Source organism: Bacillus sp. JK106 (assembly GCF_053663355.1).
On sequence record NZ_JBSJQC010000004.1, the window covers coordinates 293,321 to 313,879 of the forward strand.

Consider the following 20,559-nt stretch of genomic DNA (forward strand, 5'->3'; position numbering starts at 1 on the left):
ATACAAATGCTTTCATATTCAGAATGCCCAAAAATAATTAGATCATTTTCTGAGGAAAGTGATAAGATAGTAAAGATGAATTGTTGTGGGGGGAATATCCATTGAAAACAAGTCTAGGATTGGTGTACGGCGGAAAGTCAGCCGAACACAATGTATCGCTGCAGACAGCATTAGCTGTAACAAAAGCGCTTAATACTGAGAAGTTTGATATACATCCGATTTACATCACTGAAAAAGGAGAATGGCAAAGAGGCCCGCTGCTGACTGAGCCGGTTTCCAACGTGAAAATGCTTCAGCTGGAACAAAACGGTGAAAGTTTCGCTCTATCAGCATTGAACCGGGAAATGTTTCCTGAAGCGTCGCCTGACGAAAAGGCGCCGATCGATGTTGTATTTCCGCTTCTCCACGGACCGAACGGTGAAGACGGCACGATTCAGGGTCTGCTGGAATTGCTGAACGTTCCTTATGTCGGCAACGGCGTGCTTGCATCATCAGCCGGCATGGATAAAGTCATCATGAAGCATTTGTTTGCTCAAGCGGGGCTTCCGCAGGCGAAGTACGCCGCTTTTTTAAAAAAGGACTGGAAACAGACGCCGGACAGCTGCTTACAGCAGGTTGAAGAGGAGCTGGGATATCCGTGCTTCGTCAAACCGGCGAACCTCGGGTCAAGCGTCGGAATCAGCAAATGCCGAAACCGTGAAGAGCTTGAAAAAGCCTTCGAACTGGCTTTTGAGTATGACCGGAAAATTGTGGTCGAAGAAGGAATCGCCGGCAGAGAAATCGAAATCGGCGTGCTCGGAAATGACGAACCGAAATGCTCCGCCGTCGGTGAAATCGCGCCGAAAACCGACTTTTACGATTACAAAGCGAAATATGAAGACGGCGACACGGATTTAATGATTCCCGCGCAAGTGACGGATGAACAATATGCGGAAATCAGCGAGATGGCGATTAAAGCCTTCAAAGCGATTGACGGATCAGGCCTTGTCCGCGCCGATTTCTTCCTGACCAATGACGGTCAAGTGCTCATTAACGAAGTGAACACAATGCCGGGCTTTACGCCATTCAGCATGTTCCCGCTGCTTTGGAAAGAAGCAGGCGTAGATTACAGTGATCTGATCGAACAGCTGGTTGAGCTGGCAAAAGAACGCCATGCCGAAAAACAGCTGATTAAACATACATTTTAATGAAGACGGACACTGCCTGAAGGGGCAGTGTCTTTTCCCGTAACAGACAACATTTTCAGAAAGCGAGGTGCCACCTTTGATAAAGCGAACTGTAAAACGAATCGCCGACATGGTCAAAGGCACACTGACAAATCCTGTATTTGAACAAACAATGATTGAGGGCGCCGCAACCGATACGCGGACTTTGGAAAAAAATCAGCTGTTCATTCCTTTAAAAGGCGAGCATTTTAACGGCCACACTTTTGTGCCTCAAGCATTCGAAAAAGGCGTTTCCGCGGTGTTGTGGGACCGCTCTGAGCCGAATCCGCCGGAAGAGCGTGCTGTCATCCTTGTCGATGACACGCTGGAGGCGCTGCAGACATTGGCGAAAGCTTATTTGAAAGAACTCGGCACACGGGTCATCGGGGTGACCGGGAGCAACGGAAAAACGACAACGAAAGACATGCTTCACGCCGTTCTCAGCACCCAGTACCGCGTTCACAAAACCGCCGGCAATTTCAACAACCATATCGGCCTGCCGCTGACCGTGCTTGCCATGCCTGAAGATACAGAAATCGCCGTTTTAGAAATGGGAATGAGCGCGAGAGGCGAAATTGATTTTCTGAGCCGTCTTGCTGAACCGGAAGCTGCCGTCATTACCAATATCGGCGAATCCCACATGCAGGATTTAGGCTCAAGAGAAGGAATTGCGGAGGCGAAACTTGAAATTATAAACGGACTTCGGGAAGACGGCGTTCTGTTTTATTTCGGGGATGAGCCGCTGCTCCGCGAAAAGGCGTACACTTGCCGGACAACGACATACGGCGCAGGCGCTGACAATGATCTCCGTCTGAAAGAAATAAAACAGGCGGAAGAAGGCACGTACTTCAATATCGACGGGATCGAACGTTCTTTCTTTATTCCGGTTCTCGGCAGACATAATGTGATGAATGCCATGGCCGCATACGCCGCCGGCATCTATTTCGGCATTACGCCGGAAAATGCCGCTCTGGGACTGAGCCGCCTGAAGGTGACGGGGATGAGATTGGAACTGGTTAAAACGGACAAAGGCATCTCGATCGTAAACGACGCGTATAATGCGAGCCCGACGTCAATGAAAGCGGCGGTCGAATTAATCGAAACGATGAAAGGCTATCGGAAGAAAATGCTCGTGCTCGGTGATATGCTTGAACTCGGTGATGAAGAAAAAGCATTCCACGAAGAATGCGGAGCTGCGATCAATCCGGCGGAAATCGACCATGTATTTACTTACGGCACACTCGGCGCATTCATCGCTGACGGAGCGCGCCGGCATTTTGAAGAAGGGCGCGTCAGCCATTATCTTGACAAAAAAGAACTGCTTTGCGCCATACAGGAAAAGACCGCTTCCGGCGATCTCCTTCTGTTTAAAGCATCAAGAGGTATGAAGCTCGAAGAAATCGTTAAAGATTTATTAGAGAAGAACTGAAAAAATACCGATCAGCATCATAAAAATATACAAAAATGAAGAAACTAATTCAGGGTGAAATAATTCTGTCCGTATGAAAAAGAAAGGCCGCCGGCTGGGAAATCCCGTCCGGCGCGGGGTCCGGCCTCGTTCGCGGGAAGAATCCGGTCAGGCCGCTTCCGGCCGCCTGACCATCTCGCCTTATTGAAAAACACATAGTGTAATGGTAAGATTAAACGTAAAGTAATTCGGGCTTTGTATACGTATGATCCTGTCCTTTGGATGAAAGGGCAGTTTTTAGTGGTAAATCACGACATTACTGAAACAGCAATCAGAAGGAGTTTGAATAATTTGACTATAACGTTTCAAGATTTCCAATTAAGTTCTGATCTCATGAAATCAATCAATCGTATGGGATTTGAAGAAGCAACACCGATTCAGGCACAAACGATTCCGCTCGGACTTTTAAATAAAGATGTCATCGGACAAGCGCAAACAGGTACAGGTAAAACAGCTGCGTTCGGTATACCCCTTGTTGAAAAAATGAACCCCGAGTCTCCTAATATTCAAGCAATCGTAATCGCGCCAACCCGTGAATTAGCCATTCAAGTATCTGAAGAGTTATATAAAATCGGACAAGATAAGCGTGCGAAAGTGCTGCCTATTTACGGCGGTCAGGATATCGGACGTCAGATCCGCGCATTGAAGAAAAACCCGCATATCATCGTAGGTACGCCGGGGCGTCTTCTTGACCATATCAACCGCCGCACGATCCGTTTAAACAACGTGAACACGGTTGTCATGGACGAGGCTGATGAAATGCTGAACATGGGATTCATTGATGATATTGAATCCATTCTCTCAAACGTGCCGAGCGACCACCAAACGCTCTTATTCTCAGCAACAATGCCTGCGCCGATCAAACGGATCGCAGAGCGTTTCATGACTGAGCCGGAACACGTAAAAGTAAAAGCGAAAGAAATGACTGTGTCCAACATTCAGCAGTTCTACTTGGAAGTGCAGGAGCGCAAAAAATTCGATACGCTGACTCGTCTTCTTGACATTCAGTCTCCGGAACTTGCGATCGTATTCGGCCGTACAAAACGCCGTGTTGACGAATTGACGGAAGCGCTGAACCTTCGCGGATATGCGGCTGAAGGAATTCACGGCGACTTAACGCAGGCGAAGCGTATGGTAGCGCTCCGCAAGTTTAAAGAAGGTGCGATCGAAGTGCTTGTAGCGACTGACGTTGCTGCCCGCGGACTTGATATCTCAGGTGTTACCCACGTTTACAACTTTGACGTGCCTCAAGATCCTGAAAGTTACGTTCACCGTATCGGAAGAACGGGACGCGCAGGAAAAACGGGTATGGCGATGACGTTTATCACACCGCGTGAGAAAAACATGCTTCGCGCGATCGAACAAACGACAAAACGCAAAATGGACCGCATGAAAGAGCCGACGCTTGACGAAGCATTAGAAGGTCAGCAGCAGGTGACGGTTGACCGTCTGCGTACGGCGATCAGCGACAACAACCTGAACTTCTACATGACGGCAGCTGCGGAATTGTTAGAAGATCATGATGCAGTGACAGTTGTGGCTGCAGCCATTAAAATGGCGACAAAAGAGCCGGACAGCACGCCTGTACGCCTCACTGATGAAGCGCCGATGGTCAGCAAACGCTATAAAAACCAGCGTACTTCTAAGCGCAGAGACGGCCAAGGCGGCGGCTACCGCGGCGGCAAAGGGAAAAACAACAACCGTTCTTCCTACGATAAAAAACGCTCAAGCGACCGCCGTTCTTCAGGTGACAGACGCCAGAAAAAATCATACTAAAACACAGGAAGCGGACCCTTTTACGGGGTCCGCTTTTTTTGATATGCCGGAAAGTGAATCTTTTTTGCAAATCAGCCGTATTTGTATGTATGATAAAAAATGGGAGGTAGGTATGTTGAGAGCACAGCCAAAAAATCGAATCAGTCCAAGCGGCTTAAAAGTCTGGCGTCTTCAGGAAATCATCCTGTCCGCCTTCTGTCTTCTGGCCGTTATAGCAGCAGCTGTTTTAAGCCATTTCTTCCATTGGCCGTATTGGATCACCGGAGTCCTCGGCATCATTTGGGTCATCGGTTCAGTGATATCCGTCTATGCCATACCGAAAATCAGGCACAGGATCTGGCGCTATGAGGTCCATGAAAATGAAATTGATATTCAATCCGGCATTTTTATAGTCAAACGGGTCATTGTGCCGATGGTGAGGGTGCAACACGTAGATACTTCACAAGGCCCGCTCCTCAGAAGGTACCGCCTGGCCTCAGTCAAAATCTCCACGGCGGCAACCGTTCATTCCATTCCGGCGCTTGATATGGAGGAAGCTGACCGGCTGAGGGATTCCATTTCCCGTCTGGCAAGGGTGACGGAAGATGATGTCTGAGCCGAAACGTCTGCACCCGGCGGCCGTGATTTTGAACTTATTCCATATTATTATCGAAACCATTAAAAACATTATTCTGCCATTTTTTCTCGTCTATATTGTTAATTCCAACCACTTCATCCGCTTTTACGGAGGCATTGCGCTCGCTGTCCTGCTTATCTGGCTGATTACGGCAAGTGTGATCGAGTGGAGAAAATTTACATACCGGATTGAGGACGGAGAATTCAGAATTGAAGAAGGCTTGTTTTTTACGAAAAAGAGATACATCTCCATTGACCGGATTCAATCAATGAATACGAGTGCCGGCATCGTTCAGCAGCTTTTTAAGCTTGTTAAGCTTCAAATCGAAACGGCCGGCGACGGGAAAAACGCCGAGGCTGTCTTATCCGCCATTACTGTGGAAGAGGCGGAACGGATCAGAGCGGCTGTTTTTCAGCAAAAAGCGGAGCAAGAAGAACGAGGGGAGACCGCAGCGGAGCAGGAGCCGATGCGCGGGGAAGATGTGCAATCCGTTTACCGCCTGTCTGTAGGTGAGCTGCTTATGGCCGCCTCAACATCCGGGGGGATCGGTGTCATCATCTCAGCGGTATTCGCCCTCTTTTCTCAGCTTGATGAAGTACTTCCGATGGACTGGCTCTACGACAGGTTTTCTTTTCTCAAGCATGCGAGCATCGGCATATACGCCGTGATCATTTTCATAGGATTGTTCATCGCCTGGCTGTTAAGCATCGCCGGTATGATGATCAAGCATGCCAACTTTAAGATAGAAAAAAAGGAACACGAATTGGTCATTACGAGAGGAATTATTGAAAAACATCAAGTGACCATCCCGCTCCGTAAAATCCAAGCCATTAAAATTAAAGAAAATGTGATCAGGCAGTTATTCGGATACGCGACGGTTGCGATTGTCAGCGCCGGGAGTGCGGGGAATGAGAAAGAAGGAGCTCAGACGATTCTGTTTCCGATCATCCGCAAATCAAAGCTCGGTGTGATGCTGAACGGTTTCACACCGGATTACGTACTGGAAGAAAATCGGAATCATTTGCCGAAAAGGGCGTTGCGCCGGTATTTATTCCGCTCCGTTATCTTCTCGGTTTTCGTGATCATTCCGCTTTGTATTCTGTTTAAACCGTGGGGATATGCATCGCTCCTTGTGCTTCCCGTCGAACTGGTGCTGGGCTACGCCTCATTTAAGAGCGCGTCATGGTGCTTAAACGGCGGCCGGCTGCAGCTCACCACACGGCTGCTCGGGAAGACGACCACGATTATGCTGAGAAGAAGAATGCAGATGTTTGAAGTCAGCCGCTCCTTTCTGCAAAAAAGAAGGCGGCTCGCATCTGTGGCTACCGCAGTGAAATCAGCTCACCACATGGAGCATGTCATGCTGAAGGATGTCAGCGAGGAAGATGCCGAACGCATCGGGCGCTGGTATTCATATGAAAAAGCGGACGGTTAATACCGCCGCTTTTTTTGCTGCACGCATAAAAAGGAAAGCAAAAATCCGCCTGCCAATCCGAACAAATGCGCCATAATGTTAATATTAGAATTGATAAACGTCGACAGTACCGCGATGATAAGCAGGGTCATAATCATTTTCGACTGATCCCGGCCGATCAGCTCCTTGCGGAAAACAGTCAGAAACACATACACGCCGAAAAGTCCGAAGATCGCGCCGGATGCGCCGACATGCACATAATCAAGCGGTTCGGCAAGATACGTGCCGATATTGCCGATAATGCCCGATGCGATGTACACAATCAAAAAACGGACTTTTCCGAGCATCTGCTCCAGCGGGGGCGCGAATAAAAAGAGAGACATGGAGTTAAACAAAAGGTGAGTGAAATTCGCATGTAAAAACATCGGTGTCACCAGCCGCCACCATTCTCCCGAGGAAACGCCGTAATTATAGCCGGTCACTGCATCTGACCACATCATGACGGAATGAAGCGGCATACTGAAAAACAGCCACAAGAACGCCTGCAGCGCCAAGATACAGCTGACGGCCGGATAACGTCTGATAAAAGTCTGGAAATTTTCCGTACGTATAAACATCGCAAGCCCCTTTGCATCTGATTTGTTACATATATAGTAACACGTTTATGACATAAACCGTTTTTTAGTACGGACTTTTAGGAGGAATTCACATGATTTTCGGAATCGGAATCGACATCGTTGAACTGCACAGAATTGAAAACATGATGAGCCGGCAGGCGAGGTTTCCGCAAAGAATATTGACGGAGGCTGAATACGCCCGTTTTACATTGCTGTCGGATAAAAGGAAAATTGAATTTCTCGCGGGAAGATTTGCGGCAAAAGAAGCCTTTTCGAAAGCATACGGCACAGGTATCGGCAAAGAGCTCAGCTTTCAGGATATTGAAACCGGAAACGACACGGCGGGCAAGCCGGTGCTGACCTGCGCCAAGCTGGACGGCGCGGCGGTTCACGTCTCCATTACCCATACAAAAGAATACGCTGCGGCACAGGTCGTGATTGAAAGGTTGTCACGCTAGTCTGCATATTAGCCGAAACCCCTTCATATATTTGATAGTGCATTAAGGGAGACAAGTTGTTTGAGGCTTTTATGGTACGCGTCCGTCCGTTCAGGGCGTACCGTTAAAGTCAAACAAGCGATTTCTTCCCTTTACATCAATTGAGAAGAAGGGGTTGAAAAAAGGTGAGAAAAAGCTTTGTTTTGCTTTTAACGGGACTGCTTGCCGTCCTTATTCTTTCGGCCTGCGGCCAAAAATCACAGGAAGATATCGTGAACGGTTTAGATAAGAAGGCGAAAGAATACACCTCGTACAAAGCGAAAGCCAAAATGACCATTCAGACGGGGAGTGATCCGCAAGTATACAATGTGGAAATCTGGCATAAAAAACCTTCCCTGTACCGGGTCTATCTGGAAAATCCGAAAAAAGACCAAAACCAAGTCATTTTACGGAACGCCAACGGAGTCTTTGTCCTTACGCCGTCTTTAAATAAGAGCTTCAGGTTCCAAAGCGATTGGCCGAATAACAGCAGCCAAGTATATTTGTTTGAGTCACTTGTAAAGGACGTGCAGCATGACAAAGACGCCGTCTATTCCGCCAAAGATAAAAAGTACACGTTTGAAACAAAAACAAACTATCAGCACAACAAAATGCTGCCGACTCAGGAAATCACTTTCAACAAAAAGGACATGAGCCCGTCGCTCGTCAAAGTGATGGATACAGACCGGAAAGTGATGGTAAAAGTCGAATTCAAAAGCTTTGAATTCAACAAGCCGTTTGATAAAGACTCTTTTGACGAGAAGAAAAATATGACGCTTTCCCAGATGGACGTCGCCACAAGCGCCAAGCCGTCTGATTCATTTGCGGTCAAAACACCGCTTCAAGTGCCGGCCGGCGTCAAAAAGCTTGAAGAGAAAGATATTTCAACGGCGGATGGCAAACGAATCGTCATGACTTACGGCGGAGAAAAATCCTTCACCCTTATTCAAGAAAAAGCCCATATCGCAAAAGCCGCCTCTGCCGTCACGCTGAAAGGCGAACCGGTTAATCTCGGCTTCACGGTGGCCGCATTATCTGATACGTCTTTAACGTGGACATATGACGGAGTCGATTATCTTCTGTCATCACAGGATCTGACAAAAGATGAAATGGTGGCCGCCGCCAAAAGCATGCAGGGACAGTCGTCAAAATAATGTCAAAAAAGAGGCCGCCGCTGTCGGTCTCTTTTTTGATTCCATTTCACTTTGCAGAATAATTTTAGTATGATAATAACAATATGAATTGAAAATAATGCTAGGAAGTGTATCGAATGAACACAGCATCCTTTTACAGAGAAACGTGGGCGGAAATCAACCTGTCCGCGATTAAAGAAAATGTCACGCATATGAAAAAACACATCGGGCAAAACGTCCATCTCATGGCGGTTGTAAAGGCGAACGCTTACGGCCACGGAGATTTGGAAGTTGGGAAAGCCGCGCTTGAAGCGGGTGCCTCTTGTCTTGCCGTAGCCATACTGGATGAAGCGATTTCATTGAGAAAACGGGGCATTACAGCGCCGATTCTCGTGCTTGGCGCCGTGCCGCCCGAATATGTACAAGCAGCTGCCGAGTATGACGTAACACTCACGGGGTATTCTGTTGAATGGCTTCAGGAAGCTGCGCGCCACCTCGGAGGTGCCACATTGCCGTTTCATCTGAAAGTCGACACCGGCATGAACAGACTCGGAGTCAAAACGGAGGAAGAAATCCAAAGCGTGTTAAAAATCCTCAGCCAAAATCCCGGTTTAGTCTGTAAAGGCGTATTCACCCATTTTGCTACCGCGGATGAGAAAAACAGAGATTATTTCCTCTTCCAGTTTGACCGCTTTAAAACATTGATCGCTCCGCTCCCTTTAAAAGAATTGATGGTGCACTGCGCGAACAGCGCCGCCGGACTTCGCCTTAAAAAAGGCTTCTTTAACGCGGTTCGTTTCGGCATCAGTATGTACGGGCTTCGTCCTTCTGCTGACATCCAAAGCGAAATTCCGTTTCAATTAAAGCCGGCTTTTGCGCTGCACTCTGTGTTATCCCATGTGAAAAAGATCCGCAAAGGGGAAAGCGTCAGCTACGGCGCAACATATACGGCAGAGAAGGATCAATGGATCGGAACGGTTCCCATCGGCTATGCAGACGGGTGGCTCCGCAAGCTGAGCGGCACGTCTGTGCTGATCGGCGGCAAACGGATGAACATCGCGGGAAGAATCTGCATGGATCAATTGATGGTCGAATTAGATCACTCTTATCCGCCGGGCACCAAAGTCACCCTGATCGGCAGCCAGAAGGAAGAAACGATCACGATGGATGAAATCGCAGGGCGGCTTGAGACGATTAATTACGAGGTCCCTTGTACCATTAGTTCCCGCGTTCCCCGTATGTTTTTGGAAAATGAGAGTATAATGGAAGTAAGAAATCCTTTACTGCAAGATAATACAAACAAGTAGCCGTCATCCGGAAAAAGAGAATTTATAAAACAGCTTTGCTTGACGTTTGAATAATGGTATCATTATGTCTGGATGGATGAATTGGTCGTATCCGTAAGTTTGGTGGAGGTGTATGTTTTTTGTCTGAATCCAGCGCAAGAACCGAAATGAAAATCAGCTTGCCCGAAAACTTAGTAGCTGAATTGGATGGTGTAGCGATGCGGGAGAAACGAAGCAGAAACGAACTGATATCACAAGCAGTGAGAGCGTATGTCAGCGAACGGACGACTCGCCATAACCGTGATTTGATGAGACGCGGGTATATGGAAATGGCGAAAATCAACTTGAATATCTCTTCTGAGGCTCACTATGCTGAGTGCGAAGCAGAAACGACCGTTGAGCGCTTAGTCAGCGGAGGATAATCATTTTGATTGTAAAGCGCGGCGATGTTTATTTTGCTGATTTATCTCCTGTTGTTGGCTCAGAGCAAGGCGGCGTACGCCCGGTTTTAGTGATCCAGAATGATATCGGAAATCGCTTTAGCCCGACTGCTATTGTTGCAGCCATAACAGCCCAAATACAGAAAGCGAAATTACCAACCCACGTCGAAATTGATGCAAAACGCTACGGTTTTGAAAGAGATTCCGTTATTTTGCTGGAGCAAATTCGGACGATTGACAAGCAAAGATTAACGGATAAAATAACTCATCTGGATGATGAAATGATGGATAAGGTTGATGAAGCCCTGCAAATCAGTTTGGCACTCATTGATTTTTAGTCATATTTTGGTTGCTCATATAGAGCAACTTTTTTTGTTTTCGAAAAACATAAGCGCTATAATAAAGAGATAATCAAACAAAATTTGTTGTTTTGTGTCGGGAGGTCAGTGAAACCCATGTCGAATCAGAAAGTGTATCAGTTCATTATTGATCAGCATGATGAACTGCTTGATACTTGGACAGCCAAACTAAAAGAAGTAGGCAATCAGGAAGACTATCAGCTTACGAATCACATATGTGAAAACATTTGTAAAGACTATATAGACATTCTTTTATTATCGACAAAAAATGACGAGGCTACGGAAGAGCAGATCAGTGAACTCGCACTGCGCGCCGTTCAGCTCGGCCTGTCGCTGAAACTTCTTTCAGCCACCCTGTCAGAGTTTTGGAAACTGCTTTACGAAACGATGGTCGACCTTAATATGGCCGATCAGGACAGAGCAGATTTGATTTTGGAAATAGACAGCTTTTTCAATCCGATCAACACGGAAATTTTAAATCAGTATTCTATCTCCTGGGAAAAAACGGTTACTTTGCAAAAAATCGCGCTTCAGGAATTGTCGGCTCCGCTGATCCCGGTATTTGAGCATGTAACGGTCATGCCGCTTGTCGGGACGATTGATACGGAGCGTGCAAAGCATATTATGGAAAATCTGTTAAACGGCGTCGTAAAGCACCGTTCACAGGTTGTATTAATTGATATTACGGGCGTGCCGGTCGTTGATACGATGGTGGCGCACCATATTATTCAGGCATCAGAAGCGGTGCGGCTTGTCGGCGCGAAATGTCTGCTCGTCGGAATCCGTCCGGAAATCGCGCAGACGATCGTTAATCTGGGAATTGATTTGTCGCAGGTTATTACGAAGAATACCCTTCAAAAAGGAATTCAAACAGCGCTTGAAATGACAAATCGAAAAATCGTTTCATTGGGGGAATAACATTGTGAGACATCCAAAAATCCCGATCCTGAAACTGTATAACTGCTTATTGGTATCCATCCAATGGGAGCTTGACGACCAGACAGCTTTGCATTTTCAAGAAGATCTGCTGAACAAAATCTATGAAACCGGCGCAAACGGGGTCGTCATTGACCTGACATCCGTTGACATGATCGATTCATTTATCGCGAAAGTGCTCGGCGATGTCATCACCATGTCTAAATTGATGGGTGCAAAGGTCGTATTGACGGGAATTCAGCCGGCTGTGGCGGTCACATTGATTGAACTCGGAATCTCACTTGAGGAAATCGAAACGGCGCTCGATTTAGAGCAAGGGCTTGAGACATTGAAGCGGGAATTGGGGGAATAGCGATGAACGACCAATCCTGTGTGAAAATCATGACAGAATGGGATATCGTAGCCGCCAGACAGCTTGGCCGCAACGTTGCGAAGGAATTAGGCTTCGGCACGGTGGACCAGGCCAGAATCACGACGGCTATCTCAGAATTGGCCAGAAACATTTACTTATATGCAGGCAAGGGCCAGGTCAGCATAGAACAAGTAAACGACAGAGGGAAAAAAGGCCTTAAAATTATAGCAGAAGACAAAGGACCCGGAATCCCCGACATCCGTAAAGTGATGGAAGACGGCTTTTCAACGTCAGGCGGACTGGGAGCGGGACTTCCGGGCGTCAAAAGGCTGATGGACGAATTCAGCCTGCAATCTGTTGCAGAGGAAGGAACAGAGATTCAAGCCGTAAAATGGCTTCGGTAGGAGGTTAGAACGTGGATTTCAGGGAGGTTATAGAGCAGCGGTATCATCAGCTGCTTAGCCGATATATAGCCGAATTAACAGAAACATCTTTATATCAAGCCCAAAAATTCAGCCGAAAAACGATTGAACATCAGGTTCCTCCGGAGGAGATCATCAGCATCCACCGAAAAGTGGTAAAGGAACTGTATCCGGATCTGCCGGAAGATGTTTTTCATTCGCTGGATTTTTTAATAGAAGTCATGATTGGCTACGGGATGGCTTATCAGGAACACCAAAGTCTGCGAGATATCCAGCAGGAGCTTCGTTCAGAAATTGAAATTGCCGCAAATGTTCAGCAGACGCTGCTGGGCACAAAAATTCCTGAAGAAGAAGAACTGGATATCGGGGCGATAAGCGTCCCCGCCAAGCAAATGAGCGGGGACTATTATCACTTTGTCAAAGACAAGGAATCGATTAACATCGCGATAGCCGATGTCATCGGAAAAGGAATACCCGCCGCATTGTGCATGTCGATGATCAAGTATGCCATGGACTCTCTTCCGGAGATCGGCATTCACCCCTCCCAAGTGCTGAAAAATCTTAACCGCGTTGTAGAACAGAACGTGGACTCAAGCATGTTTATCACCATGTTTTACGCAAACTACAATACGAAAAATCACCAATTTACATATGCTTCTGCGGGGCATGAACCGGGCTTCTACTACTCTGAAAAAGAAAAAAAGTTTTATGATCTGGAGGCAAAAGGATTGGTGCTGGGAATATCCCAGGATTTTGATTACAGCCAATATGAACAGCACATGGACGAAGGAGACATGATCGTTCTTTTTTCTGACGGCGTCACCGAATGCCGCACCGAAAACGGTTTCTTAGAACGCAGCGACATTCAGCGCATGCTGGAAGAACATATGGACTGCTCCGCGCAGGATATGGTCAAAAATATTTACGACAGCCTGCTGAGACTTCAGGACTTTCAGCTTCATGACGATTTTACGTTAATTGTTTTGAAAAGAAAGGTTTAAAAAAACAGCAGCACGGGTAAAAAGCCATTAGCACGAGTAAGGATAACTTTCAGAGGTGATACGATGAATTTAACGGTAGATATGAAGGAGAATCTTTCAGATATACAAATCAATATCGCTGGAGAAATCGATGTATACTCAGCTCCGGTGGTTCGTGAAAAGCTGATGCCCCTGGCAAACGAGGGGAAGGACATGAGAATCTGCTTAAAAGATGTAAATTATATGGACAGTACGGGTTTAGGCGTTTTTGTAGGCGTGTTTAAAACGGTGAGCAAGGAAGGCGGCTCTCTGAAGCTTGAGAATCTTTCCGACCGGCTCGTCCGTCTGTTTGAAATTACGGGGCTTAAGGACATCATCGACATTTCGGCAAAGTCAGAAGGTGGCGTGCAATGAGTACATCAGTTGATTATATAGAGATGAAAATTCCGGCCGAACCGGAATATGTAGGAATCGTCAGGCTTACGTTATCAGGGGTCGCAAGCAGAATGGGCTATACCTATGATGACATTGAAGATTTGAAAATCGCTGTCAGCGAAGCTTGTACAAACGCTGTCCAGCATGCATACAAAGATGAAAATAAGGGAGAAGTATCCGTGCGGTTCGGTGTGTTTGAGGATCGGCTGGAGGTCATTGTCGCCGATCAGGGAGACAGCTTTGATTTTGATCAGAAGCAGCAGGATCTCGGGCCGTACACACCTTCGCACACAGTCGATCAATTGTCAGAAGGAGGGCTCGGTCTGTATTTAATGGAAACGCTCATGGATGAAGTCAAAGTTCAAAGCAACTCTGGCGTAACCGTGGCGATGACAAAGTATTTAAATGGGGAGCGAGTTGATCATGGCACAACCATCAAAAACTACGAAACTAACTAAAGATGAAGTTGATCGGCTCATACGCGACTTTCAAACACATGATAATAAAGAAGCCCAGGAAACACTCGTCGAGGTGTATACCAATCTCGTCGAAATGCTGGCAAAGAAATATTCAAAAGGAAAAAGCTTTCACGAAGACCTCCGCCAGGTCGGGATGATCGGACTTCTCGGAGCCATTAAACGGTATGATCCCGAGGTCGGCAAATCCTTTGAAGCATTTGCGATTCCGACCATCATCGGCGAGATCAAACGCTTCCTCAGGGATAAAACATGGAGCGTACACGTCCCGAGACGGATTAAAGAACTCGGTCCGCGCATTAAAATGGCGGTGGATCAGCTGACGACAGAGACGCAGCGGTCGCCGAAAGTCGAAGAAATCGCAGCCTTTCTCGATGTGTCAGAAGAGGAAGTGCTTGAAACGATGGAGATGGGAAAAAGCTATCAGGCGCTTTCTGTCGATCACAGCATCGAAGCGGATGCGGACGGAAGCACCGTCACGATTTTAGATATCGTCGGGTCGCAGGAGGAAGGATACGAACGCGTCAACCAGCAGATGATGATCAAAAGCGTGCTTCATGTGCTGTCCGACCGCGAAAAACAGATTATCGATCTAACATTTGTGCAAAATAAAAGCCAAAAAGAAACAGGGGACATTCTCGGAATATCTCAAATGCACGTCTCGCGCCTGCAGCGGAAAGCGGTGAAAAAACTGAGAGAGGCCTTGATTGGAGATCCCTCCATGGAGCTAATGTAATGATTCAGGTTGAAGAAAATGAACATGTTCAAACTCTTGTATACCAATTAAATAAAGAAGGCAAGTCCATATGCGGCGACAGCTTTTTTATGAAGGCGAATGAAGAAGAATTAGTTTGCGCGGTAGCGGACGGTCTCGGCAGCGGATCTCTTGCCAACGAATCCTCGTCAGCCATTAAAGACATCGTGGAAACGTATGCGGATGAGGATGTGGAAAGCATCATTGAGCGCTGCAATCAAGCGATGAAAAACAAAAGAGGGGCGACTGCCTCCATCTTAAAAATCAATTTCATCAAAAGGGAATTGACATACTGCTCGATCGGCAACGTCCGTTTCTTCCTGCACTCCCCATCAGGCGAAGTCTTTCATCCGCTGCCGATTTCGGGTTACCTCTCAGGCAAACCGCAAAGATACAAAACGTATACGTCATCATACGAAAAAGGGGCGACATTCATCATCTACACGGATGGGCTTGAGGTTCCGCATATCCGCACCTGCTTAAAGCAGGGACACTCAATAGAAGAAATATCAAAATCACTTCATCCGTACACAACATCCAGACGTGATGATTTGACCTATATTCTCGGGCAGCTTTTATCGTAAGGCTGCTTTTTTTATGTTCCGCCGTTTTTTGATACACTAGAGAAAGAAAGAAGAGATGGAGGCTTTTGTGATATGGAAACGTTAGCCCTTTTGAAAAAACAAATTGCTGAAGAAACAGCGTTATCCCAAAAACATGTCGAAAGTGTCATCCGCCTGCTGGAAGACGGCAATACCGTCCCGTTTATTGCGCGGTACCGAAAAGAGCAGACCGGCTCAATGGACGAGGTGCAGATTCAGGCAATCTCCGAGCGGTGGCAATACATACAAAACCTGACGCAGCGGAAAGAAGAAGTCATCAGATTGATCTCCGAGCAGGACAAGCTGACGGACGGGCTGAAGCAAAAAATCGAACAAGCGGTGAAGCTTCAGGAAGTCGAGGATTTATACCGTCCCTTCAAACAAAAACGGAAAACAAAAGCCACCGTCGCCAAAAGCAAAGGCCTTGAACCGCTTGCGGACTATATTCTTTCTCTCCCGAAAGAAAACCGCCTTCACGACGTCGCTGATCAATATATCAGTGCAGAAAAAGAAGTCGCTTCAAGAGAGGAAGCTATTGAAGGCGCGAAGTACATCATAGCCGAACAAATCTCGGATGATCCTCATTTCAGAAAGTGGATCCGCCAGGAAACGTATAAAAAAGGAATTCTCACTTCCGCGGCAGGCAAGTCAGCCGCAGATGACGAGAAAAACGTCTATGAAATGTACTACGAGTACGAAGAGCCGATCCAAAAGGTCGTTCCTCACAGAGTGCTTGCGATGAACCGCGGTGAAAAAGAAGGCATTTTAAAGATTGCGATCGAACCGCCCGCCGATCAGATAAAAGCTTATTTAGAAAAGCAAATCATCAAACACCGTGAAACACCTGTGAAAGAAACGCTGAAAGAAGCCATTGAGGACAGTTACAAGCGCCTGATCCAGCCGGCTATTGAACGCGATATCCGCAAAGAGCTGTCAGAAAAAGCAGACGCGCAGGCGATCCATATTTTCGCTGAAAACCTGCGTAAACTCCTGCTGCAGCCGCCGATGAAGGGAAAAGTCGTGCTCGGCGTCGATCCGGCCTTCCGTACGGGGTGCAAACTGGCAGTCGTTGATGAGACGGGAAAAGTGCTGAAAATCGACGTCATTTACCCGCACGCTCCCGTCAAAAAGACAGCGGAAGCCCGAAAAAAAATCAAAGAATTGCTGGACCGGTACGAAGTCGAGGTTGTGGCGATCGGAAACGGCACGGCATCACGGGAGACAGAGCAATTCGTCGTTGATGTGCTGAAAGAAACAGAGCGGGACATTTATTATGTCATCGTCAATGAGGCCGGAGCAAGCGTGTATTCCGCATCAGAAATCGCCCGTGAGGAATTTCCGGATTTTCAGGTCGAAGAGCGCAGCGCCGTCTCCATCGCGCGGAGATTGCAGGACCCGCTGGCCGAGCTTGTGAAAATTGATCCTAAATCCGTCGGTGTCGGGCAATACCAGCATGATGTCAGCCAAAAGCATTTAAACGAATCTCTCCGTTTTGTCGTAGAGACCGTCGTCAACCAAGTCGGGGTGAATGTCAATACAGCATCAGCCGCGCTGCTTCAATATGTAGCCGGGTTATCCAAAACCGTTGCCGGCAATATCGTTAAAAAAAGGGAAGAGCTCGGAAAATTTACAAACCGCAAAGAGCTGAAAGAAATCCCGCGTCTCGGCGCAAAAACATATGAACAGTGCATCGGCTTTTTGAGAGTGCCCGGAGGACGGGAGCCGCTCGACCGCACCGGAATACACCCGGAAAGCTATAAAGAGACAAAGGCGCTGCTCAAAAAACTGCAGCTCACTGCGGATCAGATCGGAAGCGCGGACGCAAAAGAGAAAATAAGCGCATTGCCGCTTTCTGAAACGGCTGAAGAGCTCGGTATAGGGGAGATTACGCTTGCGGATATTTGCGGGCAGCTGACAAGGCCGGAGCGAGACCCTCGTGACGAAGTGCCGAAGCCTTTGCTGAAAAAAGACGTTCTGCAGCTTGAGGATTTAAAGGAAGGAATGGAATTGCAGGGCACCGTCCGCAACGTTGTGGACTTCGGCGCTTTCGTCGATATCGGCGTCAAGCAGGACGGGCTTGTGCACATCTCAAAACTGAGCAATCAATTCGTCAAACATCCTCTCGACGTCGTATCGGTCGGAGACATCGTCACCGTATGGGTCGAAGGGGTGGACGTGCAAAAAGGCAGAGTGTCGCTGTCTATGGTAAAATAAAAGCACTGCTTACGAGCAGTGTTTTTTTCTGTAGAAATACCAGCACTGGTTCAGCAGTTTGATTTGGTAATTGTCCTTTTCTAAAAACGCTTTTTGCATTTGTTTCATCAGCCAATTCGGCATGGCTCATTCCTCCTCAGCTTTTAGTTAGAGGTCGGTTTTAACACATTGTATGCGAACGGTGAATTGTCCCGTTCAATGTTTTTAAAGCGGGGTGCACATATGGATAACGAACAACTTCAAAAGCTGACGGAAGACATCTCTGCACAGGATTTCGGAAAGCCGTTCCGTCACCGGGCCTTTTTCAATGACCGGCTGAAAACGACAGGCGGCCGCTACATGCTGTCTTCCCATAACATCGAATTAAACCGCAAATATCTTCTCGAACACGGGCGGAGCGAGCTGATAGGCATCATCAAGCACGAGCTGTGCCATTACCATCTTCATCTTGAGGGAAAAGGGTACAAGCACAGAGACAAAGACTTCAGAGACCTGCTTCAGAAAGTCGGAGCGCCAAGATTCTGCACGCCGCTGCAAACCAAAAAGACACAAAAGAAAACATATATGTATAGTTGCACGGCCTGCGGCCAACAGTATATAAAGAAGCGGGCAATGAACCCGGAAAGATATGCCTGCGGAAAATGCAGAGGAAAAATCAAAAGAATTTTTTAAAAAGGCTTGACTCATCTCAATGATCTGTGTTAAATTATAAAAGTCGTTGAGAGACAACGATACTTTCTCAAAAAAATAAATGTTGCTTATTGACACAATATGTCGCATCATTTATAATGAAGAAAGTCTGATCATTCCACAGTAGCTCAGTGGTAGAGCTATCGGCTGTTAACCGATCGGTCGCAGGTTCGAATCCTGCCTGTGGAGCCATTATGGAGAAGTACTCAAGTGGCTGAAGAGGCGCCCCTGCTAAGGGTGTAGGTCGCGTAAGCGGCGCGAGGGTTCAAATCCCTCCTTCTCCGCCAGATAAGTTCTCAACCAGACGGCCCGTTGGTCAAGCGGTTAAGACACCGCCCTTTCACGGCGGTAACACGGGTTCGAATCCCGTACGGGTCACCATTTACCTTCGTTGGGCTATAGCCAAGCGGTAAGGCAACGGACTTTGACTCCGTCATGCGTTGGTTCGAATCCAGCTAGCCCAGCCATTTTATTTAAAAATTTTGAATCACTTTTAGAGCGAGCCATTAGCTCAGTTGGTAGAGCATCTGACTTTTAATCAGAGGGTCGAAGGTTCGAGTCCTTCATGGCTCACCACTTGTCACGCGGGTGTGGCGGAATTGGCAGACGCGCTAGACTTAGGATCTAGTGTCTTACGACGTGGGGGTTCGAGTCCCTTCACCCGCACTTTCTTTTCAAAGTGATGATGATCATCACTAGCTTATATGCTTAGTGGAAAGACAGCTTCATAGCACGCGGTCGTGGCGGAATGGCAGACGCGCTAGGTTGAGGGCCTAGTGGGTGAATAACCCGTGGAGGTTCAAGTCCTCTCGGCCGCATCAATGATACCAAGGGTTTAGACGCTCTTGGTATTTTTTGTTTGCAGAAAATTTGTCTGTTACTGTCCACTTACTGCCCAGTTACTTATAGTAAGTCGTCTAGTTTGATGCCCTTTGTTTTTTATTTTACTTATCTTGGTGAGTGGTCAAGGTTTCTTTACTCCCATTTACTGTCCGGAAAATATGAAAAAACATCAAAAAAGGTGTAAATAATGATAATGAGCGCTGTATAACCCTTAAATATAGGACATGATAATATTTCATAAGGCTGAGGGGAAAAGAGCAAGAAAAGCAGGAGCAGAAAATTGGAGAAAAGTTATTACTAATCGGTTTGATTTGCATCATATAGGATTTAATACAAAAACCTTTTATTTCCAGAAAAAGAGAAGATGAAAAACCTGGAGTGAATTCATCTCCAAATTACAGAAAATAAGGATCTATTTGTAAAACTAAAAAATGATGAAATTACGGAAAGGTAATAAGTGATTACCTTTCCGTAATTCGTTAATTATTTCTTTGGGCAATTTTATATTTCATCTTAACACTGCCACCTTGAGCCGTTGGTGAAGCTGTAAATGTGTAATTGTATGTCCAACCAAACCAACCATTTTTAACCTCGGCAGAAATGTTGCCTTGCTTGCCTGGTGCGATGGTTCTTGAGACTTTTCCATCAATTGATATTTTTATGTCATTACTTCCGTTATTTGAAATCCAGAAGTTTACTTGTGCTCCGTCATTCTCATCTAATTCGAACTCCCGACTCCAGCTTGATTGATCAACAGAGCCCTCTGAAACCTCCTTGTCTAGAGCTTTGAATACCCCACTTGTAACTGCATAATTTTTCGGCGATACACTTGTAGTCGACTCCGCAAAAGCAGGTATAGTACAAGTTCCAACAATTACACCAGCTATCAGAGTCGATGTTACTCCTTTGAAAATGGATTTAAGATTCACGATCAAGCACTCCTTTTAATTTCATTTATTACACATACATATTCGCATGCACAATACAAATAATACCATGTAAAATAATTACAGTAAACGTTCTTTTGGATAATAATGTTTGTAACTCAACTTTTGTACCCCAAAC

General features: G+C 46.7%; 23 protein-coding genes and 7 tRNA genes. 27 read left to right on the top strand and 3 right to left on the bottom strand.

Annotated elements, in window-relative coordinates; translation table 11 throughout:
* Positions 1-101: 101 nt before the first annotated feature.
* The 5 genes from ACWJJS_RS16750 to ACWJJS_RS16770 all read left to right on the top strand — a co-directional run bounded on the left by ACWJJS_RS16750 (position 102) and on the right by ACWJJS_RS16770 (position 6,500).
* Positions 102-1,187, top strand: a complete 1,086-nt coding sequence (locus ACWJJS_RS16750; RefSeq protein ID WP_003156199.1) for a D-alanine--D-alanine ligase — start codon at positions 102-104, stop codon at positions 1,185-1,187.
* Positions 1,188-1,263: 76 nt separating this feature from the next.
* Entirely contained in the window at positions 1,264-2,634 is a 1,371-nt protein-coding gene (locus ACWJJS_RS16755) for a UDP-N-acetylmuramoyl-tripeptide--D-alanyl-D-alanine ligase (RefSeq protein WP_367069535.1), read from the top strand.
* Between the two features lie 330 nt (positions 2,635-2,964).
* On the top strand, positions 2,965-4,449 hold the full coding sequence (gene cshA, locus ACWJJS_RS16760; RefSeq protein WP_025853729.1) for a degradosome RNA helicase CshA: 1,485 nt from the start codon (positions 2,965-2,967) through the stop codon (positions 4,447-4,449).
* A 115-nt stretch (positions 4,450-4,564) separates the two neighbouring features.
* Positions 4,565-5,044, top strand: a complete 480-nt coding sequence (locus ACWJJS_RS16765) for a PH domain-containing protein (protein WP_003156195.1) — start codon at positions 4,565-4,567, stop codon at positions 5,042-5,044.
* Positions 5,034-6,500: a PH domain-containing protein gene (locus tag ACWJJS_RS16770; protein WP_094247219.1), complete on the top strand. Its 1,467-nt coding sequence runs from the start codon at positions 5,034-5,036 to the stop codon at positions 6,498-6,500. The genes ACWJJS_RS16765 and ACWJJS_RS16770 overlap by 11 nt, the downstream gene beginning before the upstream one ends.
* On the opposite strand, the gene ACWJJS_RS16775 is transcribed toward ACWJJS_RS16770, so the two are convergent.
* Positions 6,497-7,096: a rhomboid family intramembrane serine protease gene (locus ACWJJS_RS16775; protein WP_003156193.1), complete on the bottom strand. Its 600-nt coding sequence runs from the start codon at positions 7,094-7,096 to the stop codon at positions 6,497-6,499. The genes ACWJJS_RS16770 and ACWJJS_RS16775 overlap by 4 nt on opposite strands.
* A gap of 92 nt (positions 7,097-7,188) precedes the next feature.
* On the opposite strand from ACWJJS_RS16775, the gene acpS reads away from it, so the two are divergent.
* The 14 genes from acpS to ACWJJS_RS16845 all read left to right on the top strand — a co-directional run bounded on the left by acpS (position 7,189) and on the right by ACWJJS_RS16845 (position 17,961).
* Positions 7,189-7,554 (top strand): holo-ACP synthase, encoded by a 366-nt coding sequence (gene acpS, locus ACWJJS_RS16780; protein ID WP_071392104.1) that lies wholly within the window; start codon positions 7,189-7,191, stop codon positions 7,552-7,554.
* 164 nt (positions 7,555-7,718) lie between these two features.
* On the top strand, positions 7,719-8,726 hold the full coding sequence (locus ACWJJS_RS16785) for a LolA family protein (protein WP_003156191.1): 1,008 nt from the start codon (positions 7,719-7,721) through the stop codon (positions 8,724-8,726).
* A 116-nt stretch (positions 8,727-8,842) separates the two neighbouring features.
* Positions 8,843-10,012: an alanine racemase gene (alr, locus tag ACWJJS_RS16790; RefSeq protein ID WP_077721837.1), complete on the top strand. Its 1,170-nt coding sequence runs from the start codon at positions 8,843-8,845 to the stop codon at positions 10,010-10,012.
* 119 nt (positions 10,013-10,131) lie between these two features.
* Entirely contained in the window at positions 10,132-10,413 is a 282-nt protein-coding gene (gene endB, locus ACWJJS_RS16795; protein WP_003156188.1) for a type II toxin-antitoxin system antitoxin EndoAI, read from the top strand.
* Positions 10,414-10,418: 5 nt separating this feature from the next.
* Entirely contained in the window at positions 10,419-10,769 is a 351-nt protein-coding gene (gene ndoA / locus ACWJJS_RS16800; protein WP_003156187.1) for a type II toxin-antitoxin system endoribonuclease NdoA, read from the top strand.
* 117 nt (positions 10,770-10,886) lie between these two features.
* A complete protein-coding gene (locus ACWJJS_RS16805; protein ID WP_003156182.1) occupies positions 10,887-11,708 on the top strand; it encodes an STAS domain-containing protein in 822 nt (273 codons plus the stop codon).
* A 4-nt stretch (positions 11,709-11,712) separates the two neighbouring features.
* Positions 11,713-12,078 carry an RsbT antagonist protein RsbS gene (gene rsbS, locus ACWJJS_RS16810; RefSeq protein ID WP_003156180.1) on the top strand — a complete coding sequence of 122 codons (366 nt, stop codon included), beginning with the start codon at positions 11,713-11,715 and terminating at the stop codon, positions 12,076-12,078.
* A 2-nt stretch (positions 12,079-12,080) separates the two neighbouring features.
* A complete protein-coding gene (locus ACWJJS_RS16815; RefSeq protein ID WP_003156178.1) occupies positions 12,081-12,482 on the top strand; it encodes an anti-sigma regulatory factor in 402 nt (133 codons plus the stop codon).
* Positions 12,483-12,493: 11 nt separating this feature from the next.
* Positions 12,494-13,501 (top strand): PP2C family protein-serine/threonine phosphatase, encoded by a 1,008-nt coding sequence (locus ACWJJS_RS16820; protein WP_003156177.1) that lies wholly within the window; start codon positions 12,494-12,496, stop codon positions 13,499-13,501.
* A gap of 63 nt (positions 13,502-13,564) precedes the next feature.
* On the top strand, positions 13,565-13,894 hold the full coding sequence (rsbV, locus tag ACWJJS_RS16825) for an anti-sigma factor antagonist RsbV (RefSeq protein ID WP_003156176.1): 330 nt from the start codon (positions 13,565-13,567) through the stop codon (positions 13,892-13,894).
* Entirely contained in the window at positions 13,891-14,373 is a 483-nt protein-coding gene (rsbW, locus tag ACWJJS_RS16830; protein WP_003156173.1) for an anti-sigma B factor RsbW, read from the top strand. The genes rsbV and rsbW overlap by 4 nt, the downstream gene beginning before the upstream one ends.
* Complete coding sequence (gene sigB, locus ACWJJS_RS16835) at positions 14,339-15,127, top strand: RNA polymerase sigma factor SigB (RefSeq protein ID WP_003156171.1); 789 nt, start codon at positions 14,339-14,341, stop codon at positions 15,125-15,127. Before rsbW ends, sigB begins: the two co-directional genes overlap by 35 nt.
* Complete coding sequence (locus ACWJJS_RS16840) at positions 15,127-15,729, top strand: PP2C family serine/threonine-protein phosphatase (RefSeq protein ID WP_003156170.1); 603 nt, start codon at positions 15,127-15,129, stop codon at positions 15,727-15,729. The genes sigB and ACWJJS_RS16840 overlap by 1 nt, the downstream gene beginning before the upstream one ends.
* 72 nt (positions 15,730-15,801) lie before the next feature.
* Entirely contained in the window at positions 15,802-17,961 is a 2,160-nt protein-coding gene (locus ACWJJS_RS16845; RefSeq protein WP_454023723.1) for a Tex family protein, read from the top strand.
* Between the two features lie 9 nt (positions 17,962-17,970).
* Here ACWJJS_RS16845 and cmpA read toward each other — a convergent pair whose 3' ends face one another.
* Positions 17,971-18,084 (bottom strand): cortex morphogenetic protein CmpA, encoded by a 114-nt coding sequence (gene cmpA / locus ACWJJS_RS16850; protein WP_003156164.1) that lies wholly within the window; start codon positions 18,082-18,084, stop codon positions 17,971-17,973.
* 99 nt (positions 18,085-18,183) lie between these two features.
* Here cmpA and ACWJJS_RS16855 point away from each other — a divergent pair, with 99 nt between their 5' ends.
* The 8 genes from ACWJJS_RS16855 (at position 18,184) to ACWJJS_RS16890 (ending at position 19,469) form a co-directional block, all read left to right on the top strand.
* Positions 18,184-18,633 carry a SprT family protein gene (locus ACWJJS_RS16855; RefSeq protein ID WP_172614471.1) on the top strand — a complete coding sequence of 150 codons (450 nt, stop codon included), beginning with the start codon at positions 18,184-18,186 and terminating at the stop codon, positions 18,631-18,633.
* A 135-nt stretch (positions 18,634-18,768) separates the two neighbouring features.
* A tRNA-Asn gene (locus ACWJJS_RS16860) sits at positions 18,769-18,843 on the top strand.
* Between the two features lie 4 nt (positions 18,844-18,847).
* Positions 18,848-18,938 (top strand) — tRNA-Ser (locus ACWJJS_RS16865).
* A 19-nt stretch (positions 18,939-18,957) separates the two neighbouring features.
* A tRNA-Glu gene (locus tag ACWJJS_RS16870) sits at positions 18,958-19,032 on the top strand.
* A gap of 11 nt (positions 19,033-19,043) precedes the next feature.
* A tRNA-Gln gene (locus ACWJJS_RS16875) sits at positions 19,044-19,118 on the top strand.
* A 33-nt stretch (positions 19,119-19,151) separates the two neighbouring features.
* Positions 19,152-19,227 (top strand) — tRNA-Lys (locus ACWJJS_RS16880).
* An 8-nt stretch (positions 19,228-19,235) separates the two neighbouring features.
* A tRNA-Leu gene (locus ACWJJS_RS16885) sits at positions 19,236-19,317 on the top strand.
* Between the two features lie 68 nt (positions 19,318-19,385).
* Positions 19,386-19,469: transfer RNA gene (locus ACWJJS_RS16890), tRNA-Leu, on the top strand.
* Between the two features lie 504 nt (positions 19,470-19,973).
* On the opposite strand, the gene ACWJJS_RS16895 is transcribed toward ACWJJS_RS16890, so the two are convergent.
* Positions 19,974-20,423 (bottom strand): hypothetical protein, encoded by a 450-nt coding sequence (locus ACWJJS_RS16895; RefSeq protein WP_077721839.1) that lies wholly within the window; start codon positions 20,421-20,423, stop codon positions 19,974-19,976.
* Between the last annotated feature and the right edge of the window lie 136 nt (positions 20,424-20,559).

Coding starts and splice junctions, on each gene's coding strand:
- ACWJJS_RS16770 (WP_094247219.1), top strand. CDS start 5,034: ATGATGTCTGAGCCGAAACGTCTGCACCCGGCGGCCGTGATTTTGAAC.
- ACWJJS_RS16775 (WP_003156193.1), bottom strand. CDS start 7,096: ATGTTTATACGTACGGAAAATTTCCAGACTTTTATCAGACGTTATCCG.
- acpS (WP_071392104.1), top strand. CDS start 7,189: ATGATTTTCGGAATCGGAATCGACATCGTTGAACTGCACAGAATTGAA.
- alr (WP_077721837.1), top strand. CDS start 8,843: ATGAACACAGCATCCTTTTACAGAGAAACGTGGGCGGAAATCAACCTG.
- ACWJJS_RS16805 (WP_003156182.1), top strand. CDS start 10,887: ATGTCGAATCAGAAAGTGTATCAGTTCATTATTGATCAGCATGATGAA.
- ACWJJS_RS16815 (WP_003156178.1), top strand. CDS start 12,081: ATGAACGACCAATCCTGTGTGAAAATCATGACAGAATGGGATATCGTA.
- rsbV (WP_003156176.1), top strand. CDS start 13,565: ATGAATTTAACGGTAGATATGAAGGAGAATCTTTCAGATATACAAATC.
- rsbW (WP_003156173.1), top strand. CDS start 13,891: ATGAGTACATCAGTTGATTATATAGAGATGAAAATTCCGGCCGAACCG.
- sigB (WP_003156171.1), top strand. CDS start 14,339: ATGGCACAACCATCAAAAACTACGAAACTAACTAAAGATGAAGTTGAT.
- ACWJJS_RS16840 (WP_003156170.1), top strand. CDS start 15,127: ATGATTCAGGTTGAAGAAAATGAACATGTTCAAACTCTTGTATACCAA.
- ACWJJS_RS16845 (WP_454023723.1), top strand. CDS start 15,802: ATGGAAACGTTAGCCCTTTTGAAAAAACAAATTGCTGAAGAAACAGCG.
- cmpA (WP_003156164.1), bottom strand. CDS start 18,084: ATGCCGAATTGGCTGATGAAACAAATGCAAAAAGCGTTTTTAGAAAAG.
- ACWJJS_RS16855 (WP_172614471.1), top strand. CDS start 18,184: ATGGATAACGAACAACTTCAAAAGCTGACGGAAGACATCTCTGCACAG.